The organism is Paenibacillus sp. Soil522 (assembly GCF_001428245.1).
GTDB lineage: Bacteria > Bacillota > Bacilli > Paenibacillales > Paenibacillaceae > Pristimantibacillus.
In genome coordinates this window covers 1-18,754 of record NZ_LMRV01000060.1, presented here as the reverse complement: position 1 = coordinate 18,754, position 18,754 = coordinate 1, and the positions used below count along the sequence as shown (strand labels likewise).

The window sequence follows — 18,754 nt, the reverse complement described above, 5'->3', positions numbered from 1 at the left end:
GTTCTTAGAACAAATTACTCTCCATTTGCTTCATAAGCCGCCTTAAAAGTAGTCGTTCATCAGTTGAAATCGATTTTAGCAACTTTTCTTGATGCTTTTGCCATATGATACGAATTGGCTCTTCAAGTTCTTTCCCTTTGTCGGTTAGAAAAATACGCATAACTCGTGCATCTTTCTCATCACGCTTACGATAAATAAATCCGTTTTGTTCAAGTGATTTAACCATATTGGTTATGGTGGGAGGCTCACAATTCAAATGCTCACTTAGCTGCATTTGTGTTATTCCATCACCCGACCATAAACGGTAGAGCAGATTATCTTGTCCGACATGTAGGTTTAGTTCCCTTAGACTTTCGCTATAATCTCGTCTCATTCTAGCCGAAAGTTTATCGAACAACTCACGAATCTCACAGTCAATATTTTTCTCCATATTGCTTTTCTCAGCCTTTATCATTGAATTTATTTAGCAAGCTAAATATATCACGATTGTATTCAGCAGTCAACTAGCACTCGTTTGATGTAAACAGGACTATCCTTATCAATAAAATCATCAATCTCATAGACACTGAGTGCATTGACCGCATACTTTACTTGTTGAGCAAGAATGTTGTTCCCATCGAATATAACAATATCGTCGAGATTTCCAGATTGTTCGTACTCAAGAAACATACTAAACGGCTTGCTGGAAATATAGTAGTCTAACGCAAATATTAAGGCTACAAGATCCTGAAATTCGTCACCTTTTCGCCGGGAACTGCCTCGTTTTCCTACTTTTGACATGAAAAGCTCCCCCTTCATCCCAAAACAAATTCATTCGCGCTTTTTTAGAAGCCGCGGGAAGGTCCCCACTTTCCTGCGGTTTTTTATGCCCTGCGATAGATTAGATTAACATTTAACATAGAATGAGAATGGGCGGGAGATAATGATAATTCCTTATTTCAAGGGCTATCGGCTATGAGTATATGTTCTTGTCACATCTCGACTAAGGATAAATGTTCTTGCCTTCAGGTTTGGACAAGAACATATATCCTTACAACAAAAAAACCGCAGTTTACGCGGTTTCCAATGCATATATGTTCTTGTCCTCTGACACTATAGCTTTCTATGGTCCGAATAGAACGCCAAGAACCCAGACAGGACAAGGCTTCAGCGGATCTAAACGGACTCCTTCGGATAATTCCGCGCGGATGTAATGAAGTGAAAAGGCTTCGAAGGAATACTTCTAATGGAGGAGCACGGCGTCTGAATCTACCGCTAAAAGCCGTTTGTTCAAAACTAGATGGGAAAAGGTACCTTTATTATGAACTTTATTCTTCTCTCATTGAAAGTTATCTAAGAACATTATCGTAAAAAAGCCGCGCCGTTGCATAACATTGCTTGTTCATAAATGAGTCTAACACCAGCTCGTTCGCATGCTTTTCCAAATGTTGAATACATATTTAAGTATTATATAAACAGGAGGAAACAAGCCATGGTGCAACACGGGCAATCGTTCATGAGAGGAACGCTAGTCTTGTCTGTCGCTGCTTTCATCAACCGCATTCTCGGTTTTATCAGCGGCATGTATATTGCGCGTGTACTGGGCGCGGAGGGAATCGGCCTATTGATGATGGCGCATCCGCTCGTCCCTCTCGTCATTACGATTACGGAGCTTGGATTGCCAGTGGCAATTTCAAAGCTGGTCGCGGAGGCCCACGCCCGAGGCGAACGATTGAAAGTGAGGCGTATCCTGCACGTGTCGCTAGCCGTCACCGGCATCTTGAGCATAGCGCTTACGTTCATTTCACTACTAGGATCCGAATGGATCGCATCCATCCTGCTGAGCGATCAACGCGCCTATTATGCGATGCTCGCGATTACGCCGATCGCGCCGATTGTCGCTGTCTCCGCGGTGTTAAAAGGATACTTCCGTGGCATACAGCAGATGAGGACCATCGCCACCTCCGATGTGCTCGAGCATACGGTGCAAATCGCCTGTGTCCTTGCATTGGTACACCTATTGCTGCCTTTCGGCATCGCGTATGCGGCTGCGGGTGCAATGGCTGCATCAGTCGTCAGCGAAGCGATCAGCCTCTTATTTCTGGTGGCAAGCTACAAACTGTACGGCGAATCGAAGATGCCGGGCGAGACATGGGCGAGACATATGAAGCAAGGAAGAAGCACACTTGGAGAGCTGCTACAGATCGGTCTGCCGACGACCGGGCACGGCGTTATTCATTCGTTATACAGCACCTTCCAACCGCTTCTCATTACATCCAGCCTGGCGCTGGCGGGCATCGGCACGGTGTTAGCCACGAAGCAATTCGGCCTGCTGGCCGGCTATGTGTTTCCACTGTTGTTCATGCCAAGCTTTATTACGCAGTCCTTGTCCACCGCTCTCATTCCTGCGATTGGCGAGGCAGCGGCGAACAAGAACAGTCTGCTTATGCATGAGAGGATGAATCAGGCGCTAAGCTTGGGACTTCTGATCGGCGCGCCGGCGACCGTCATCCTATTCGAGTGGGCAACTCCACTTACGACGCTTGTATACAACGCACCGGAAGCAGGATTGCTACTCAAAATATTAGCGCCTTTGTTTTTTTTGCATTATTTCGACGCACCGCTGCACGCGATCCTGCTCGGTCTCGGCCGAGCGAAAGCTACACTGTGGAACTACGTGGCAGCAATGATTTTCAAAGCTGTCTCGATCTTCGTGTTCGGCAGCCAATTCGGCATTATCGGCATCGCATACGGCATCGGCATCGGAATTGTCATGCAAACACTGTTAAACTTCTTTTCGATCTCAGGCTCGATTGGATTTTACTGGAGTATTCGTCCTTATATCAAGGTTGGGATCTGTATGATGCTGATGGCGATATGCGGGCACTGGACCTATGACTATCTTACCGTCCAAGGCCTACCGCTGTTATGGAGCGTAATACTTTCAATTGTCTGGTCCTTGTTCATCTATTTCATTACACTCGTATTGACGGGTACGTTGAATTGGAAAAGTACGCTCCAGAGGTTTTCGATTCCATGGTAAACAATTTTTGTTTTCTTTCTTCACTAACGATTAACACGATACGTTTTGAAATCAATTTTCCGTTTCAAAAATATCACCGATACCATCCCTTTTCCGGCGACGGGTTAACGCATTTAGGCTTACTCCAATACGCATGTCGGGAATGAATCAACGTTCTTGTCACTCATCGGGAATGTTATCAAGTTCTTGTCATTGCAATTTGACAAGAACTTGATAACATAAAAAAAATGCCGCATTAAATGCGGCATCCGGAGCTGATCAAAGCGGGGTTGGGTTTTGCTTATTTCTCAACGATAAAACCAGGTGTGGAAGAACAGGAGTCCCGTTTAACAGGGATGCCGATGGTTGCAATTCCTTTAACCGATCCTATATGACTTCAGGTTCGATCAATTAATTTGGCATGAGTTTGGCCGCTCATTCCAGACATCCTGACATAGGAATGAAATTGCTTAATCTGCTGTATTCAGATGTAAGTCTTTTAAATTTACTTAACTATGGAATCGAGGGAAAACATTATATTAGGGTAGCGGATCAAACGATAACTTATCCTGCCGGCAAGAATATACGTAACGTGTGATATTGGTTTAGTAATTACGAAGTGGGCAATCAATTCCTCACTTATATCTGGGAATCATATAAGCTTGATATTTGGGAGCAAACAGCTCTTTTTAATCAAGAAGCTAAACAATCCAAGGCATTAGGATTTTCCTTTAACGCCGATCCCGTTCGCACCGAAATGTCAGCTATACAGGCTGTCCTAGATCAATATCAGGACGGACTGGAAACCGGGACCTTAGATCCTGATGTTACGCTCCCCGAGTTCCGTGCCGCTCTCCGGATAGCCGGGATTACGAGAGTTATAAAAGAGAAACAAAAACAACTTAATATCTGGTCAAATTATTTTTTGTATCCCTTCATTTGCAGGAACTGCCGTCGATCCGGCTAGAAGCACACCCGTGCACCGTCTTCAATTTCTTGCGTTCACTAATGCCAGACTGCTGCTGCCATAAGATTCGTAAAGAAAATCAACCTTCGGCAGTTCAGTCAATTCAGAAATGTCAAAGTCCGTCTAAGTATATCGTGAAAGAGGTAACTAAACGTATTGGCATGTCCGAACACACTATCCGTTTTTATACAGACAAAGGGTTAGTTCCGAGTTTACAACGTGACATAAATAATAATCGGCCAAAGCCTATGTAGGGCTTGCTGAACATTTCGAGTCAAGTCCTACTAAATACTAAAAAACTTTATTTGTTACAACCCAAGTGACGAGAGCAGCTGATTAAAAAACTTTATTTTCAACCTCGGATTCATCTTCCGCATCAAAAACGAGGAAACACTATCCCCTTCTTCATCGACTGGCTTACCCGCCGGCATCTTGCCATAATTATATTCGTTCGGTACGGCGTGTAAAAGCCGTACATAATCTCCTGTTTTGTATTACGTGTCATACACCTTATATGCATCCGTTTCCGTCAATGTCACCCTTCGACGTAACGATATACTCCCGATCTTCTCTAAGTCCCAGCATTTCGAGAATTTCTGTTTTACCAGTTTTACTCATTGTGCCTCTTAGGCTCCAGTTGCGGTGCTTCCACGCGGAACCTTATCGATTGATGTTTCCGGATTTTTGTAATTCGAATATATCATGGCTTGTCCTGTCCGATTCCGTCTATTATAACCACTTTTTATTAAGGGGTAGCGCCAGGGTAGCGCCAACATTCTGACGGTTTTATACGGTAAGCATTAGCGGGGCAGTCTCAGTCATCCAGGCGGAGATTGGGGTCGTTTATCGTAAAGACGTTAATGTGTCGCGATTAGTCACTCAAAAAAAAATGGGACAGCTGGCCATTACTTCACCTACTGCCCCACCTAGTTTATATTTTGACTGATCCCGTTCTTGATATCCTCCTGAATATCTTATGCGAAGGCTTATCTAATTGTACGTCCTCAAACCCTACGCGTTTCTTTCGAGTAAGGAATGGGTCAACCGCGAACAATTGCTTCATTGATGCACTTAACGGGCTGTAGGATTTCATCGAATGTAAACTCGATCGAATTAACTTCTTTTCGTACGGACATTCAATGAATGATTTGTCCATTTGCGAATGTAACGTGTTCTTCGTCTCATAATAAAATTCCCCGGACTGTTCTTGAGAAATATCTTATATAAATTCCTTCAAATAATCCACGACAATCAAATGTTTTCTCAGCGACTTCTCGTGAATAAGATTCAATTTACCGTTGTCCATTCTTCCCAACTTCTCGGCGAGCTGCTCATTGTTATGCGTCCAATCCACATATTTCAGGATGTTCAAGCAGGACACCCAGTCCCCTTTATACGTGCCGTTATCTTGCACAAGATATCCATGAGCATACAAGGCGATCGCCTCCTGCATCACTCTGCTAGATGAAATAAAGCTCGTGAGTCCTGGCAGCTCTGGCATATGAGGAAGAATTGTGTTCATAAACTGATGCAGAAGCTCTACATGAACCGCCGGATCCTTGCGGATGCGTCGAGCTAGATCATAGGAGGGCTGCATCTTGCCCGTATATAGTATGGAGGCTGTCGCGTACAACCAGCTATAGCAAGTATAATTTTTGTTGAATGCTGTTAAATTGTTGCGGGTCTCAATGCCGGCCGTCTTTAGAAGCTCATTGTAATCGGCCACCTGCTGAATGACTGTGTTAAGCGGGTCACTCCCGTCGAATGCATGCCCGAGCTCCTTGCTTACTAACTGTACCTTGGAGTTGATGTCACCGAATAGCTGTTTCTCTTCCTCCTCGCCAAGCCCGATATAGAGCTGGACGGAAAGCTCACTCTCCAACAGGTCGAGCCGCCTAGATTCGAGCTGTGCTAATAGCCCCTCTGTCTGCTCCAGCTCTTCACGAAGCTCATTATTCTCAGGTGATTTCCGGCATTTGACCTTGAGCTTCATCACATCACGCTCGTACTTCCGGCTTTCTTTTTGCATTTTCTCATTGGTATGTCCAAGCGCCTGAATCCGATGCTGTCCGTCAAGGATGCTGAGCTTCCCTCCATGAAGCAGGACGAGATGGTCTTCCTCTTTAGCGAATGCGCTTACATCTCTCAGGGAGAGCGTGACGGGTCCATAGAAGATATGATCCAATTCACGCTCCTGCAGGTAATGCGCGATCTTTTTTCGCTGACTTCCGCTTAATTTTCGTTGCACCATCGGATCGATAGCCGTATAGTTTAGCAGATCATGAACCTTGAGCGACACCGTTGCCATTCCGTAACGTTCGCAATAGGGGTGAATTGTCATCCGTAACCGCAAGCCATCCATTAGACTACATCCTCCTTATCTACCAGAAGCAAGATATGCTGATCATTATAGAAATCGCAAACATATTGATAGGCTTTCATAATCCGACTTCTGCGCGGCAGCCGATCCTTCTCATCATCCTTGTAAATCGCTTTCCAGTCGATATGGCTAAAGATCTTAGCGGCGTAAGTAAGTGTATAAACGTTGAACTGCAATGTCTTGAACGCTTCCTTATGCAGAAAGAGCGCCAGGGCTATCTGAATATTTTCTGACCAGCATGCTTCGCGACGATCCGGTTCCGGCAATGCATCAATCAGTATGTCAAAGTACTTAGACGCTTGCACCAGATGCTGCTCCAGCACTTCTTCTGAATAATGATACCCATTACTTTTCACATTGGCTTTCATACGGCCTTCGAATAAGGCCACCAGTAATTCGATCAGGAACGAATATGAGAAAAGATGTTCTTCATCCTTGCCTCGTTCGGAATATATATCGGTTGGGAGCCTTTTCATAACGTCATACTCTTGCACTAGCCTGGAGGCCATAATATGGTAGAACCGTCGTTGATCACGCAAAACAGCAAGATTCCCACCGATCTTTCGCGGTAGCTTGTTAATATCGGAAAAGAGCTGGCGTTCCTGCTTAGCGTTGATATCGAGATAGATCATGACGGAGACCGGGAATTCGTAGAGCTTGCGGAGTTTGCTCGTTATCTCTTCCACGCGTTCGTATTCTCTACGATCTTTAGCTCTTGCAAGGTTGCTTTGTAGCGTCTCCATCACTCGACGGAATGCGGCCAGCCGGTGCTGCCCGTCTACGACATAACACTTCTCCATTGGCTGCAGACTGTACGTCCCGGTATCTGTGGCATAGTGACCCGCACCGCGGGCTGACAGGATGATGCCAGGAAAATAGATATTTTGATCGTGATCCAAATACAAGAGAATATAATCGATCAATCCGGACACGTTCCTGGGAATAAGTTGCCTTTGAACCTCTAAATCGATTTCATAAATGGAAAACAGCTTGCTCATTGGCACTGTTGCAGACAAGGTGGACTGCCCGAAGGTTCTTGCCGCCTGGCTCGGTATTTCCATGAACGAGTTGTTCAATCCGGATGTCAATAAATCAGATAATGAATTAATAGATTCCATATCCTTCCTCCATTCATGATAGGTTATTACGGAGTAATCCTAATATTGTAGTTAACAAAGTTTTCGCCATTCCTACCTAATAATATTTCTAGATTAACATGAAATATCCTTTGATTGGTTGGGGATCAGGCGTCGGACGACAAGAACTTGACCCGTTAAACGACAAGAACGGATTTTGTTTAAAAGATTTAAATAAAACAGCATCTTGCGCCTCTCTGGGTCCCCAGAAAGAGCGAAGCCAGTAGTAATAGGCTTCGCTCTCCTCATCTCGAAATATTACATTGAATAGATATGCCCATATTCAGGAAAAGACTTATCGTTTCTTATAATCATCGGCATGATCCAAGTCAGTTTCCTTTGACGATGCCCCCCTTCACCAAATGCTTGATTACGCCAATGACCTCTTCTCGATTAACGGTGCCGGCCCTTTGGCGCAAAAAATCGTTCTTATTCCAAGAACTTCAAAAAATTTATCTTTTCCGCTGCCGCAAACTTCCGATTGCGAACTCACCTTTTGGAACGGAGAGCTGCGTGACGCGCGCACGCACGCACCCACCGTCATCATTCGCCGCCGTTTGTTCTCAAGATTTTTATCCGATATGTCCCCGCTTATTTGTCGTTAGACATCGATTTCATTTATTTTCTCATCGAATATCCTAATCATCTAATCCCTTTCCGCCCAGAATATGCGGTAAATATTTTTCAACCCTTGACTCTCGAGTTTTGGATTGTTTGGGTGCAGAAAAATGAAGAATGTACGCTCTTTGCCGTCCCGGCGTCAATGCTTCAAAAGCAGTTTTCAAGTCAGGGATTTCAACGAATTTATTTTCTAATTCTTCAGGAATTATGTATTCCGTATTCTTTTTATAGTTCACTTGCAAACCGGCTTTTTCAACTTCAATAGCTTCATCGATATAAGCTTTCAAGATAAGCTGCATCTCATCTATTTCTTGAACATTGGTGAACCGAATCTGGCGCGCCGCCTGCACATTTTCCGTTTGTTGGATTAGGATACCATGGGGATCTTTTAACAAGGCACCTTTGTGAAACAGAAGCGCGCAGTATTCTTTAAATCCATGTATTAGAACAATGTTTTTATCCTGAAACGTGTAACAAGGATGCATCCACTTAAACTCTTCGGTCAACTCGCAGTCAAGAACGATATTTCTCAACAGCTCGAATTCTTCCTTCCACTTTTTAGCCTTACTAAAAAATGGATCAATCTTAGGATTCCTTTCACCTTTTGTCATCAAGGAACACCCCTTTTCAATTTTTCGATCCGCTGACAGTGAGGAATGATCATCCTCAATTATATCAAGTATTTTCCCGTGATCGACTGCTCCGCATGGATGATCTGCGGAGGTGTGCCCTCGAACACCACCTGGCCGCCCCTGCTGCCTCCGTCCGGTCCCATATCGATAATCCAATCCGCTTGGCTAATCACATCGAGGTTGTGCTGCCGACTTTTCGGTCAAGTACCAGTCTTGCCTCTTAAAGGATTGTCAAATGCTTGGATACCGCTGTACGGCCCATTGGAAACTGAGTCGTTAATTCAAGAAGCCGCCAAAGGCTATGGAGACAAGCAGAAAACTTTGTAAAATAACGAAAATGATATACATAAAGCTCTAATTCCTTTTACAGCTAGGCCAATGCCTTTTCAAGCTCGCCGCACCATTTACTCCAGCCATACTTAGCTCCATTGAGTGCTTGAGTATTAGAGAATCCGGTTTGTTCGAGATGAAGGTCAACCTTACCGTCCCCTAAATCCTGTAGCGTCCAGGTAACCGTGTGCGTCTCCCCTCCACTGGCCCAGGTGTAGGACACCCGGTTTGGTGCGTCCACGATAAGCACTTCGCCGTCAATAATTCCATCCCAATATTCGGACGGCTGAGTGCGAAACTGAAACCGGTGTCCTACGACGGGCTTAAAATCATTATCCATCGCCTCACCGGTGTGGATGTTGGCCACCCACTTGGCAAGCTTGCTTGAATCGGTTAAGGCGGACCAAAGCTTCTCGATCGATGTCGTGTACTGAAAATCCAAGGATAATGTTAAACTCATTCTTCTTCCTCCTCTAAAAGTTGGTTCAAGCGCAATAAATTCGTACTCCAGAACTTGCTGTAGAAAGCCACCCAATCTTGAATTTCTCTGAGTGGAGAGGCGTTTAGCCTAAATCGCGTTTCTCTGCCGACTTTTCGGTCAAGTACCAGTCCGGCATCTTTAAGGATTGTCAAATGCTTGGATACCGCTGTACGGCCCATTTGAAACTGTGCCGTTAACTCATGAAGCGGTATCTCCTCTGCCTCTGCTAACAGACGAATCAGTCGGCGCCTAGTTGGATCTGCAATCGCGTCAAACACATCCCGCAATTGGTTGTTCTCGCTCAAAACACCCTCTCCATTCTGTAGTAGAAATCTATTGGTGGTACGAATGGACAGCCGTTAATTTCACCACCTCCCTAAAGTTTGGAATGGTCAAGACGTATAATGGGTAACCAAGATTCGTCACTAACTCGACGTTTCCCCCATATTGCATCAATTGCCCGATACCACTTAACGTAACAGCTGCTGCGAGTAGTAATGTGACTGTCCAATAAGCAATCATTTTTCCTCAGGGCTGGGTTTCTTCTTTCGTGGTTGTTTCCGTACCGTTAATCTTACTCATTTGTATCTTCCTCATAATTGTTTCAAGTGAAGCTTATTCAGGTTCCAATCTTTCCAAATGAGTAACTATTAATTAGACACCGCTTGGTGTCGTTTTGATTATAGGATACCATTTGGTGTCTTGTCAACACCGTTTTTAAACTCCGCATGAACGTGATAGCGACAATGTCCCTAGATTTGTGTCGTTAGACATCTATGGCTTGTGTCACAATCATACATTTCATTTTAGTTGTTTAATTTGTCACTTCTTATAATGAGTTAGCCCCTGCCATCAGTTATCACATCTAGCAACCATGCAACTGTCAGTTGACCAGAACTTGATGTCATAATTGACAAGAACTTTAACCCATTCCTGACTTTTAACTTTCATTTCTCTTCTTTCGCTGGTACATTATTGACTAGCTACAGATCCACCATCAACACGGAGATTCACTCCATTGATAAATGAAGCTTGTTCGGAAGCAAGGTATACTACGGCTGAAGCTACTTCTTCCATCGTACCAGGACGTTTTACTTCTAGGAAAAACGTTCTTATCCTTATGATTCGGACATGAACCTTTTTTTATAGGAGTCGATTTATTAAATATGCTGGTAGAGTTTACAGTCGTTATCTAGGCCCCTTTCCCAATTTGTGATTACAGTGGGAATGGGATATTGTTCTTATCAAAATCGGAAATGAGATAAAGGTCTTGTCATTTGATTTTGACAAGAACTTTATCCCATAAAATAAAAATGCCGCGATTTACGCGGCAATTAATGAGATTATGTTCTTGTCACCAGTCAATTTTCACTTCTCGATGTGGTGCTTTTCAAACTCTTGATCTAATGTTTTTTTGCGGACTACACAGATATTCGACAACAATAAAAACAGTCGCAGAGTACCGGCGGTCATGCCGGTGCCCTGCGACTGTTTGGCGCGTATCGGATCGAGAAACTTAGTTCATTGGGCTTCCTCGTCGGCCGAGGGACCGTAGATGCACGGCACCGGAATATCGAGAAGCCGCAAGTATACCCCGAGCTGCGCCCGGTGATGGACCATGTGGCTTAATCCGAAGGTGCGGAGCGCGATCGCCCGCGGCTCGCGGAGGATGATATGGTCGCCGTGGCGCAGCGTCCATTCCTCGCCGAGCGTTTTCTCGTCGCATTCGGCGAGCAACTTTTCAAACTTGCCGACGTTCGCGTCGAACTTCTCCAGAACGTCAGCGTGTTTTTCCAAAGGCTCCCGCCGCAGCGGCACGGTCGAAAGATCGAACTCCGGGTACTGAAAAATCGCGATTTGCCAGTTCAGCAGGTTGATCAGGTGCGTGGCCAGCCCGCCGAGCGTCATCGATTTCTCGTGCGGCTTCCACGACATATGCTCCTCGGGCAAGCGTTCCAGAATGCGACGCGTAGTGGCCAGTTCATGCGTTGCGTCGCCGACGATCAGTTGTTTGACCATAAATTCGAGTGGAAAGCTCTAAAATCAAATTTCATACCTGGTTCTAAACGAGTATGCTTAGATTTTAAGCCATATCTTATCCCAAGCTTCGTTTGAGTATTTGACTTCAATGAACGATTCGGATCCATCCTGATACTTAACCCACATATCAAAGATAGATTCTGCCAGTTCACCATTAAATAAGTGTTTAATGCGAAGAGGCTGCTCACAGAAGATTTTCACATTATGGTTTGCCTCAAGCAAAACCCAATGGTCATATTCCAAATCACTGAATCGAACATTTCGATTCAGCTTTGGACTAAAGGACTCCCAATAATTGCTGCCGTATCTCATATTTCGCTTTATTGACATGATGTGGAGTCTTACTCATTCGAATGAAAAAGATTGTGGTTATTGTTTAGAATATGTAATGATTATTGACTTCTGGGTGCCCAAAGCATAATGGAAACGCCCGCAACACAAACTACGGCTCCGATCCAATCGTACATGTCGGGTGTTTTTTTGTCGACCAGCCATCCCCAGAGTACAGCCAGGATAACGAATACTCCGCCGTACGCTGCATAGACCCGTCCAAACGTTGGAAAACTCTGCAGCGTTGGAATGATGCCATACAGGATGAGGAATATCCCTCCTACTATACCATACCAAAGAGGTTTGGATTCTCGCAGCCAAAGCCAAACCAAATATCCCCCGCCGATTTCAGCAAGTCCTGCGATTATGAAAATCAGGATAGTTAACAACAAGTACGTTTGCTCCTCTCTAAGAACAAGTTCCCTTTGTTTTTATTTTAGTTGAGCATTCAGACCAGGTGAGGCATTTGCACTTTAATCCATCATCCAAAATTTGAATCATTGAATTGATAAGGTTGCAATTGCAATTCGTGCAAAAGCGAAAGGGGATAATTGTTCATGAACAAAGAAATACCGGTTGCTTGCTGCCACACGGTTTTCACTAAAGAAGAACGAATTGATTATAAAGAAATTTGCGGCGAATTGGAAAAGAGAAGGATCGGAATTACTGAGATTGAAAACGGATTTGAATACCAGTTTCCAGGTGATTCGGATACAGCGCGCCTCCTTTTTGAATGGGTCAGCTTGGAAAGAAAGTGTTGCCCGTTTCTAACGTTTACTGTTAGTGCAAGCCATGAGAACAAACCATTTTTTTTGCAATTGACCGGGAATGAGGAAGCAAAAGCTTTTTTATTAAATGAACTCAAAGAGAAAATTCAGGCGATTGCAACGTTTACTGATAAAAGTAACCATAGTCATCTTTCAAAGATCAGATTATAGAAATTAGGTTAAAATGAAATTCGATATTATTCAATCATATAGCGGTAGTCTAGAAATTTACTATTCTTTCAAGGCTACCGATTATATTATTAAAGTAATGTTGTGTCGCTGCACAAGAATAATCCCAAGCCCAAGGCGATAGGAATACCATCACGGCCAGTGACTTGTGTGATCGACAAATAAAGCTTAGCCAGGCACCGTTCCCAGTCTGACTAAGCTGTTTAGACTTGTTTTTAATACATGTGTTCTATGCCTTTGTTCTACTTTCCGCTATATGTTCCATTAGGTATGCGATATAGACCTGGTCTCGGACTAACCAAGCGGCATAATGCCGTTTTACAAATCGTTCCGCATCTTCAAACGTCAAAAAATGTTCATTCAATTCGTCCCCGTCGACATCGATTACCCAACCGCCTCCCGATGGGAAAATGAACAAACTCTGTTCCTTTCTATTCTCATAAAGCGTTCCATAAACGGAGTTTTTTAAGTTAAACGTATTTTTAAAAGCATCCGCGCGAATCGGTTCCATCGGGAATGTTTCCGCAACGAACGATTGGTACGATTCTTTTGTCATGGAGCAACCAGAAGCCTTGGCATGGCCTCCGCCTCCATAAAGACCTGCAATTTCCGAAACGTCAATATGATCATGTATCGTTCGTAAACTTATCTTCTTTCCACCCATGTTCATGATCGCGATATAATCCAAATGCGGATTTTCTTTTCCTAATTCGTTGCCCAGTTCAGAATGGTAAGATTCTGCATGAACGACGCCTACATAATGATCATGAATAATAGTTTGGATTATTTCTCGTTTTTTTCTCCGAACATAACGTTCAATTTTTTCTTCTTCCAAGACCAATATTTTTTCTTCAAATTCATCAAACGAAAAATGCTCATTTTTCTGAAGACGCTCCGTCATTTTTTCCTCAAATTCTTCGAGGGATACCATATAAAAGAGATCATTGAGACGCTTGGCTTGCTGCGATCCATGCTTTTCCCATTCCCAAGTGTCATACTGCCGTACCAACTCGACGAATTCATCCATTCCTTTCGTGGGCGTTAACAATCCGTTCTGAATGAGATACTCATAGAAAAGCGAAGTGGCGGAGGCAAGCTTGCCATTCTCATATTCCACTTGAACTGATCCCCAAGGGTATTTGTTGAAATGAAGCGCCGTTTTATGATGATCAATAAGTTTTACTCTTCCGCCTGATTTCACAAATTCGTCGAGACCAAGTTCATTCGCTTCATTTACGGATAGATCGGTAATAAACAAAAAACTTTTCCTTCTTGATTTTTCTAAAAACCGTTCAACTTGCAGATTTAAACCATCTACCGAGTTATACCGGATTTCCACTTTGCCGCCAAAAGCACATCTCGCGACTATGCCGCATCCTACTCCGTCCAGATCATTATGAGTATACAAAAGATACAAAATACAGCCCCCTGTTATTGAATGGTTTCCATCCGAATTACAAACGATAAAATACCCATGAGTGAACCATTTTATTCGGGTAACAACACGTTTGTAAAGTTAAGGAAAACGTTAGCATCCAATACCATTAGGACCATCCCCATTATTAACACTTATACATGTTTGGGTATATCTTTCCGTAGCATCACCGAGATAACTGTCTGTTCTCCTTCAAAGTCTTTTTTCATACAAACTAGCCTTATAATTATCTTCCTCATAATACTCCTTCAAAATATAGCCATGATTTTAATAATACCTATTTATGTTTTGGTTTTCAGTCATACAATCTAGTCTGGAACATTCTTTGCCATTTTCTTTTATGTATTTTTCAGACCAATCTAAAAGCGATTTCCCGATACGTTTTCCTGAAGATTTCCTTGGTACAACTACTTTATGGATATACCCATCATTTTCACTCTGATTCCAAATCGAATTATCTGACCACTGTATAGAAAATGTTCCGACTATTGTGTTCTGTAGGAGAGCAATAAACAATTCTGTATCTTCATAGTGTTTTAGTACAATTTCATCATTGAAATATACAGGTATTAGGGTCCATTCCTAATTTTGCTCTAACCCAGTGAGTAGCTTCAATCCAGATATTTAATATTGCATCGAGGTCATCTCGACATGCCCTTTTAACTATAAGAGGCGCTAAATTGGTCCATCAAGAATATACCCCCCCTTATCTCTACTAGTTATACTGCCGACGCATCGTTAGTCTAATACTTTATTTTCCCGGTTTATCAAGACCTAAATTTATAAAATTCAGATAATATAAAGGGTTCCACATATTAGTCATGTATATATGTGGAACCCTTTATGTTTAGCCTATCGTTTCCCGTCCCTCAATGGAATTTCAACTCATAATAAATTGAGTAATCAATTTCATCTCCATCAGGAGTAATTTTGATTTCGCTGTATCGAAGAAGTTGATTCCTAATTCAAGGGCTCTTTTAATAATAGGACGACTGCGCTCCTCATCGAGCACCCAAGGATGATGCCAACGCTCTGATACATCGAAGCTCATACAGCCAATACAAAGCCGGGATACATCCACACCGGTGTTTCCAAGTTTCACATACTCCTCACTTTCTAATGGATATTGATTCCTTCAAGTGGCTACTTCAATATCCTTATGGGGTCTTATACTCCATAAGATAATGAACGAGACAATTACAATTGCCAGACATACCCAATAAACGTCACGAAACCCTGCAAACTGAGCAATGATACCGCCGCCTAAATTTCCCACTAACCTTCCAATAATGGACCCGTTGTAATAGATCGTTGTGGACATCCCCGGTGAATTTGGAAGCAGCTCCGTGAAATAGCTTAGTCCATTGCCCATAACAATAGCCACAAACGCTGCCTGCAAAAGCTGTGCTGCTATCAGCTGCCAGGAATCGGTAGAAACACTTAATATAATGTTGTAAATTATTGCAATAAAGCAGGCGCTGATCATCAAAGAATGGTTCGATATTTTTCTGCCCAGGGCGCCTAGCGCAAACATAATGGGAATCTCCAAACCAGCACAAATACTAACAACCAATCCGACATCTGTAAGCGTACCATGAAGCTCGTTTACAATAAACAATGGCGTGACGATCCCGTTTATGGCATTGACCGCAAATAGAAAGATGAAGGCAATCAACGGATACCAGATCTGCCTGCGGTTGAGTGAAGTTGCGCCTGTACTACCTGATCTCTTATTTTGAACTGCTCTTTTTTTAGGCAGAAATAGAAACACAAGAGATGCGATTGTAAGAAAAATGGCGGAAGCCCCAAAAAAGAGTCTTGTATCCAACAGCTCCTAAAATTATTGTTCCTACTAAAGGTCCTACCAGGAATCCGAGAGATACAAGTGAACGTAAAGTAGACATCGCAAACGTCTTGTCATCGGAGTTGCTTTCATTTGCTGATTCCTGAGCGTAGGCATAAATTTGCGGCATGGCGGCAGCCCCTAAACCACTAAAAAAACTAACGATAATAAGCAAAATTAAGAAGTTATCAAACACTAAATATGAAGAATAGCCCAATGCAGATGAAACCGCGGCTAAAATAATAATTAATTTCCGGTCCAGCCTGCGATCCGAATGTTTACCAATGAACGAGTTCGCCACCACGCCACTTAATGAACTCACAGCCGTGAAAACGCCGAAGGCTCCCGCACTCATTCCCAAATCCTCTGTAAAATAGAGAGCTAAGTACGGCAGTGTAATCGAAATCCCGGTGCCGACTAATAGAACACAAATGACAAATAAACTATATCCCTTGATTGCAAACAATTTTTTTAGTCGAGTGTACAACTTTATCCTCCTTAAAACAATTATGATTACCGCTCTTGACTGGTAGGACGAATGACCATCTCATTGATCGCTACATCAGATGGTTGACAGGTTTAAAAACCATATCGGTAATGGATTCCGGTATAAAAATGAGTATCTCAGGTAGTGTTCTATGATAGATGCTGCAATTCCCTTTGTAATTTTTAACGAATTGAATGAGTTCGTATCCCCAAAAACTGGTCACAACCCTCCCGATTGGAACTGTGTTACGTTACTTGGACGAGTACATTAAAACTCATAACTCATCTCCGCTTTATCATTGATCTACTTTTTAAGACTTAGCCTTTTCATGTTTCTGAATATATTTCAAAGTATAATGAGTCCCGCAAATATAGATCCCCATGATAGATAGGTAATCTATTACAAACCTCATGGCGGTTTCATCGAAGCCCCAATACCCAAATGGATTATAAATGAGTAACCTAGAACCCATATCTCTTTCAAAGGAAATCTGCACACCATAAACAACAATTAACACCGCCAACAAACGAAACGCAATTGTGCGTACACGGCTGGTAGTGATGATACCCGTCATTTTTCTCGCTGCATTAATAATCCTTCCCCACGAGATTCCTATATGAACAGCCATGAGTATAAATCCCCAATAAGCACTCAGAACATGTATCTGCCTCATGACCATGTCATTATTGATACGAATAAAAGGAAAAATGTCACGTGAAATTGGCACGGAACTTATCAGCGCCACAGCGATAGTTATAAGAAATAGCAGATTCACCGCTATGCTAAGAATTTGTTGTACCTTGTACTTTCCCCTAAAAATCGTCTTATACCACCGTCGATTTAAGATATTATGAACTATAAACAATACAAACAAGAAAACACCCACCAGTTCGTGGATCATATTTCCAGTAATATGATAAGCCATCGCTACTAACATGGATTCTGTCATAATAAGGTCAATAATCAGCTTAATAAACATATTTGGATTCAAACGCTTACCTCCATAAATTCTTATCTTATGACGTTTTTTCGGATGATAGAGTAGCCATGTAATCTTTTAATGCATTTACTTTCGAATCATCCAAAGGTATACCTGCAAACCGCGATTCCGTCCTGTTGTCTATCGATGCCTTAAAATCCTCAAGTTTAAAACTCTTCATCTCATCGTACGTGTACACGAAATCATCCCGTTCCTGACTTCCGTGGCAAGAAATGCAGCTCTCAATGTTTCTCTTAGTATTAACTGACTTATCAGTAGTGAAAGCCTGGTATCGCCAATTTCCGTTGCTCTTCTTAGGAGAGTTCTGATCGGCCCACCCAGTGCGCTTTTCCGAGACAAAAATGTCGGATAGTTTTCCATCCCTGTAGATCTCGAGAGTCAATACGGTTCCGCTGGGGAACGGCTTGCCGGTTTTCAACGCTTCGATAGTTTCCCGACTCGTATAGAGCAGCTCTTTGGCATTTCCACGAGTCACAGTCGTATAGAGCACGCCCTTATCGTAGTTCTCAGGGAGTTTAACTTGTTCACTGTCAGTTCCAGGAGGTTCCGCCTGCCGAGTACTGTTTGTCATGTCATTGTTGTTACTTCCACATGCAGAGAATGTGAAGGCAGTAACTAAACCGAAGGCAAGTAATAATAGTTTTTTCAATGTTTTTCTCCTCCAAAATTAGCCATTACGACTTTTTAGAATACCGCTTGCAGAAGATTTGTAGTCACACATGTACTGCCTGATCTGTTTTTCAAACATCTCCTCCATATGCCAAGTTACACATCCAACATTGACCAGAATATCGGTTCGTCCAAAATAACAGACCATGCGTAATTTAATTATGCAACGAATCAAAAAGAAATCGATATCCTGATTATCTTAAATGATTGCCTATTTCTCTCACGTGAACAGTTATGAATTTTTTATTACTTTCGCAGTTGCATCTTACCAGCAGGATACCGCTTACCGTTACTTAAGTTGCTCCACCTATATTTAACCAATAAAAAAAACCAAATAGATTTCCCCATCTGGTCATACCCCTGTCAAGTAGACAGATGAAAAAAGCTAAGCTGCCAGCGCGTGCCGATACTCAATCGGCGCGCGCTGTTTGAGTTTGGCTTGAAAT

General features: G+C 42.9%; 20 protein-coding genes and 4 pseudogenes. 4 read left to right on the top strand and 20 right to left on the bottom strand.

From position 1 onward, the window contains the following. Positions 1-4 precede the first annotated feature (4 nt). Together ASG81_RS20010 and ASG81_RS20005 are read right to left on the bottom strand one after the other, a co-directional pair. Positions 5-430 (bottom strand): MarR family winged helix-turn-helix transcriptional regulator, encoded by a 426-nt coding sequence (locus ASG81_RS20010; protein WP_056638250.1) that lies wholly within the window; start codon positions 428-430, stop codon positions 5-7. Positions 431-492: 62 nt separating this feature from the next. After that, the gene (locus ASG81_RS20005; RefSeq protein WP_056638248.1) at positions 493-780 is read right to left on the bottom strand and encodes a hypothetical protein; all 288 of its coding nucleotides are present in this window, start codon (positions 778-780) and stop codon (positions 493-495) included. Positions 781-1,471: 691 nt separating this feature from the next. Here ASG81_RS20005 and spoVB point away from each other — a divergent pair. The 3 genes and pseudogenes from spoVB to ASG81_RS33540 form a co-directional block, all read left to right on the top strand. Beyond that, on the top strand, positions 1,472-3,022 hold the full coding sequence (spoVB, locus tag ASG81_RS20000) for a stage V sporulation protein B (protein WP_056638244.1): 1,551 nt from the start codon (positions 1,472-1,474) through the stop codon (positions 3,020-3,022). 598 nt (positions 3,023-3,620) lie between these two features. Further along, on the top strand, positions 3,621-3,968 hold the full coding sequence (locus ASG81_RS34075) for a DUF3502 domain-containing protein (RefSeq protein WP_056638241.1): 348 nt from the start codon (positions 3,621-3,623) through the stop codon (positions 3,966-3,968). A 101-nt stretch (positions 3,969-4,069) separates the two neighbouring features. After that, positions 4,070-4,207 (top strand): annotated as a pseudogene (locus ASG81_RS33540) (MerR family DNA-binding transcriptional regulator); the annotation flags it as partial. Positions 4,208-5,187: 980 nt separating this feature from the next. Here ASG81_RS33540 and ASG81_RS19990 read toward each other — a convergent pair. The 11 genes and pseudogenes from ASG81_RS19990 to ASG81_RS19955 all read right to left on the bottom strand — a co-directional run bounded on the left by ASG81_RS19990 (position 5,188) and on the right by ASG81_RS19955 (position 12,310). Next, positions 5,188-6,330, bottom strand: coding sequence for a DNA sulfur modification protein DndB (locus tag ASG81_RS19990; protein WP_056638238.1), 1,143 nt, complete (start codon positions 6,328-6,330; stop codon positions 5,188-5,190). Beyond that, positions 6,330-7,466: a DNA sulfur modification protein DndB gene (locus ASG81_RS19985; RefSeq protein ID WP_056638234.1), complete on the bottom strand. Its 1,137-nt coding sequence runs from the start codon at positions 7,464-7,466 to the stop codon at positions 6,330-6,332. The genes ASG81_RS19990 and ASG81_RS19985 overlap by 1 nt, the downstream gene beginning before the upstream one ends. 656 nt (positions 7,467-8,122) lie before the next feature. Next, entirely contained in the window at positions 8,123-8,716 is a 594-nt protein-coding gene (locus ASG81_RS19980; protein ID WP_056638231.1) for a YdeI/OmpD-associated family protein, read from the bottom strand. 59 nt (positions 8,717-8,775) lie between these two features. Next, complete coding sequence (locus ASG81_RS33535; protein WP_268795798.1) at positions 8,776-8,910, bottom strand: hypothetical protein; 135 nt, start codon at positions 8,908-8,910, stop codon at positions 8,776-8,778. 50 nt (positions 8,911-8,960) lie between these two features. Next, a pseudogene (locus tag ASG81_RS34070) lies at positions 8,961-9,026 on the bottom strand (transcriptional regulator); the annotation flags it as partial. Between the two features lie 81 nt (positions 9,027-9,107). Continuing rightward, positions 9,108-9,527 carry an SRPBCC family protein gene (locus ASG81_RS19975; RefSeq protein WP_056638227.1) on the bottom strand — a complete coding sequence of 140 codons (420 nt, stop codon included), beginning with the start codon at positions 9,525-9,527 and terminating at the stop codon, positions 9,108-9,110. After that, entirely contained in the window at positions 9,524-9,853 is a 330-nt protein-coding gene (locus ASG81_RS19970) for an ArsR/SmtB family transcription factor (protein ID WP_056638224.1), read from the bottom strand. The genes ASG81_RS19975 and ASG81_RS19970 overlap by 4 nt, the downstream gene beginning before the upstream one ends. Before the next feature lie 46 nt (positions 9,854-9,899). Further along, positions 9,900-10,070, bottom strand: a pseudogene (locus ASG81_RS32940) (DoxX family protein); the annotation flags it as partial. Positions 10,071-10,520: 450 nt separating this feature from the next. Continuing rightward, positions 10,521-10,664: an SDR family oxidoreductase gene (locus ASG81_RS30060; protein ID WP_442952928.1), complete on the bottom strand. Its 144-nt coding sequence runs from the start codon at positions 10,662-10,664 to the stop codon at positions 10,521-10,523. Between the two features lie 405 nt (positions 10,665-11,069). Further along, on the bottom strand, positions 11,070-11,567 hold the full coding sequence (locus tag ASG81_RS19965; RefSeq protein WP_056638221.1) for a DinB family protein: 498 nt from the start codon (positions 11,565-11,567) through the stop codon (positions 11,070-11,072). Positions 11,568-11,980: 413 nt separating this feature from the next. Beyond that, the gene (locus tag ASG81_RS19955) at positions 11,981-12,310 is read right to left on the bottom strand and encodes a YnfA family protein (RefSeq protein ID WP_056638215.1); all 330 of its coding nucleotides are present in this window, start codon (positions 12,308-12,310) and stop codon (positions 11,981-11,983) included. 165 nt (positions 12,311-12,475) lie between these two features. Here ASG81_RS19955 and ASG81_RS19950 point away from each other — a divergent pair, with 165 nt between their 5' ends. Then, entirely contained in the window at positions 12,476-12,856 is a 381-nt protein-coding gene (locus ASG81_RS19950) for a hypothetical protein (protein WP_235548944.1), read from the top strand. 247 nt (positions 12,857-13,103) lie between these two features. Here ASG81_RS19950 and ASG81_RS19945 read toward each other — a convergent pair whose 3' ends face one another. From ASG81_RS19945 to ASG81_RS19925, 7 genes and pseudogenes are all read right to left on the bottom strand, one after another. After that, complete coding sequence (locus tag ASG81_RS19945; protein WP_056638212.1) at positions 13,104-14,291, bottom strand: DHH family phosphoesterase; 1,188 nt, start codon at positions 14,289-14,291, stop codon at positions 13,104-13,106. A 285-nt stretch (positions 14,292-14,576) separates the two neighbouring features. Beyond that, positions 14,577-14,855: a GNAT family N-acetyltransferase gene (locus ASG81_RS34065; protein WP_442952927.1), complete on the bottom strand. Its 279-nt coding sequence runs from the start codon at positions 14,853-14,855 to the stop codon at positions 14,577-14,579. A gap of 391 nt (positions 14,856-15,246) precedes the next feature. Continuing rightward, a pseudogene (locus ASG81_RS19940) lies at positions 15,247-15,360 on the bottom strand (aldo/keto reductase); the annotation flags it as partial. Positions 15,361-15,444: 84 nt separating this feature from the next. Beyond that, positions 15,445-16,080 carry an MFS transporter gene (locus ASG81_RS32935; protein ID WP_235548948.1) on the bottom strand — a complete coding sequence of 212 codons (636 nt, stop codon included), beginning with the start codon at positions 16,078-16,080 and terminating at the stop codon, positions 15,445-15,447. After that, positions 16,061-16,639, bottom strand: a complete 579-nt coding sequence (locus ASG81_RS32930) for an MFS transporter (protein ID WP_235548943.1) — start codon at positions 16,637-16,639, stop codon at positions 16,061-16,063. Before ASG81_RS32930 ends, ASG81_RS32935 begins: the two co-directional genes overlap by 20 nt. Positions 16,640-16,949: 310 nt before the next feature. After that, positions 16,950-17,630 (bottom strand): DUF4405 domain-containing protein, encoded by a 681-nt coding sequence (locus tag ASG81_RS19930; RefSeq protein ID WP_056638206.1) that lies wholly within the window; start codon positions 17,628-17,630, stop codon positions 16,950-16,952. Positions 17,631-17,655: 25 nt separating this feature from the next. Further along, on the bottom strand, positions 17,656-18,288 hold the full coding sequence (locus tag ASG81_RS19925) for a cytochrome P460 family protein (RefSeq protein ID WP_056638201.1): 633 nt from the start codon (positions 18,286-18,288) through the stop codon (positions 17,656-17,658). Positions 18,289-18,754: the final 466 nt, after the last annotated feature.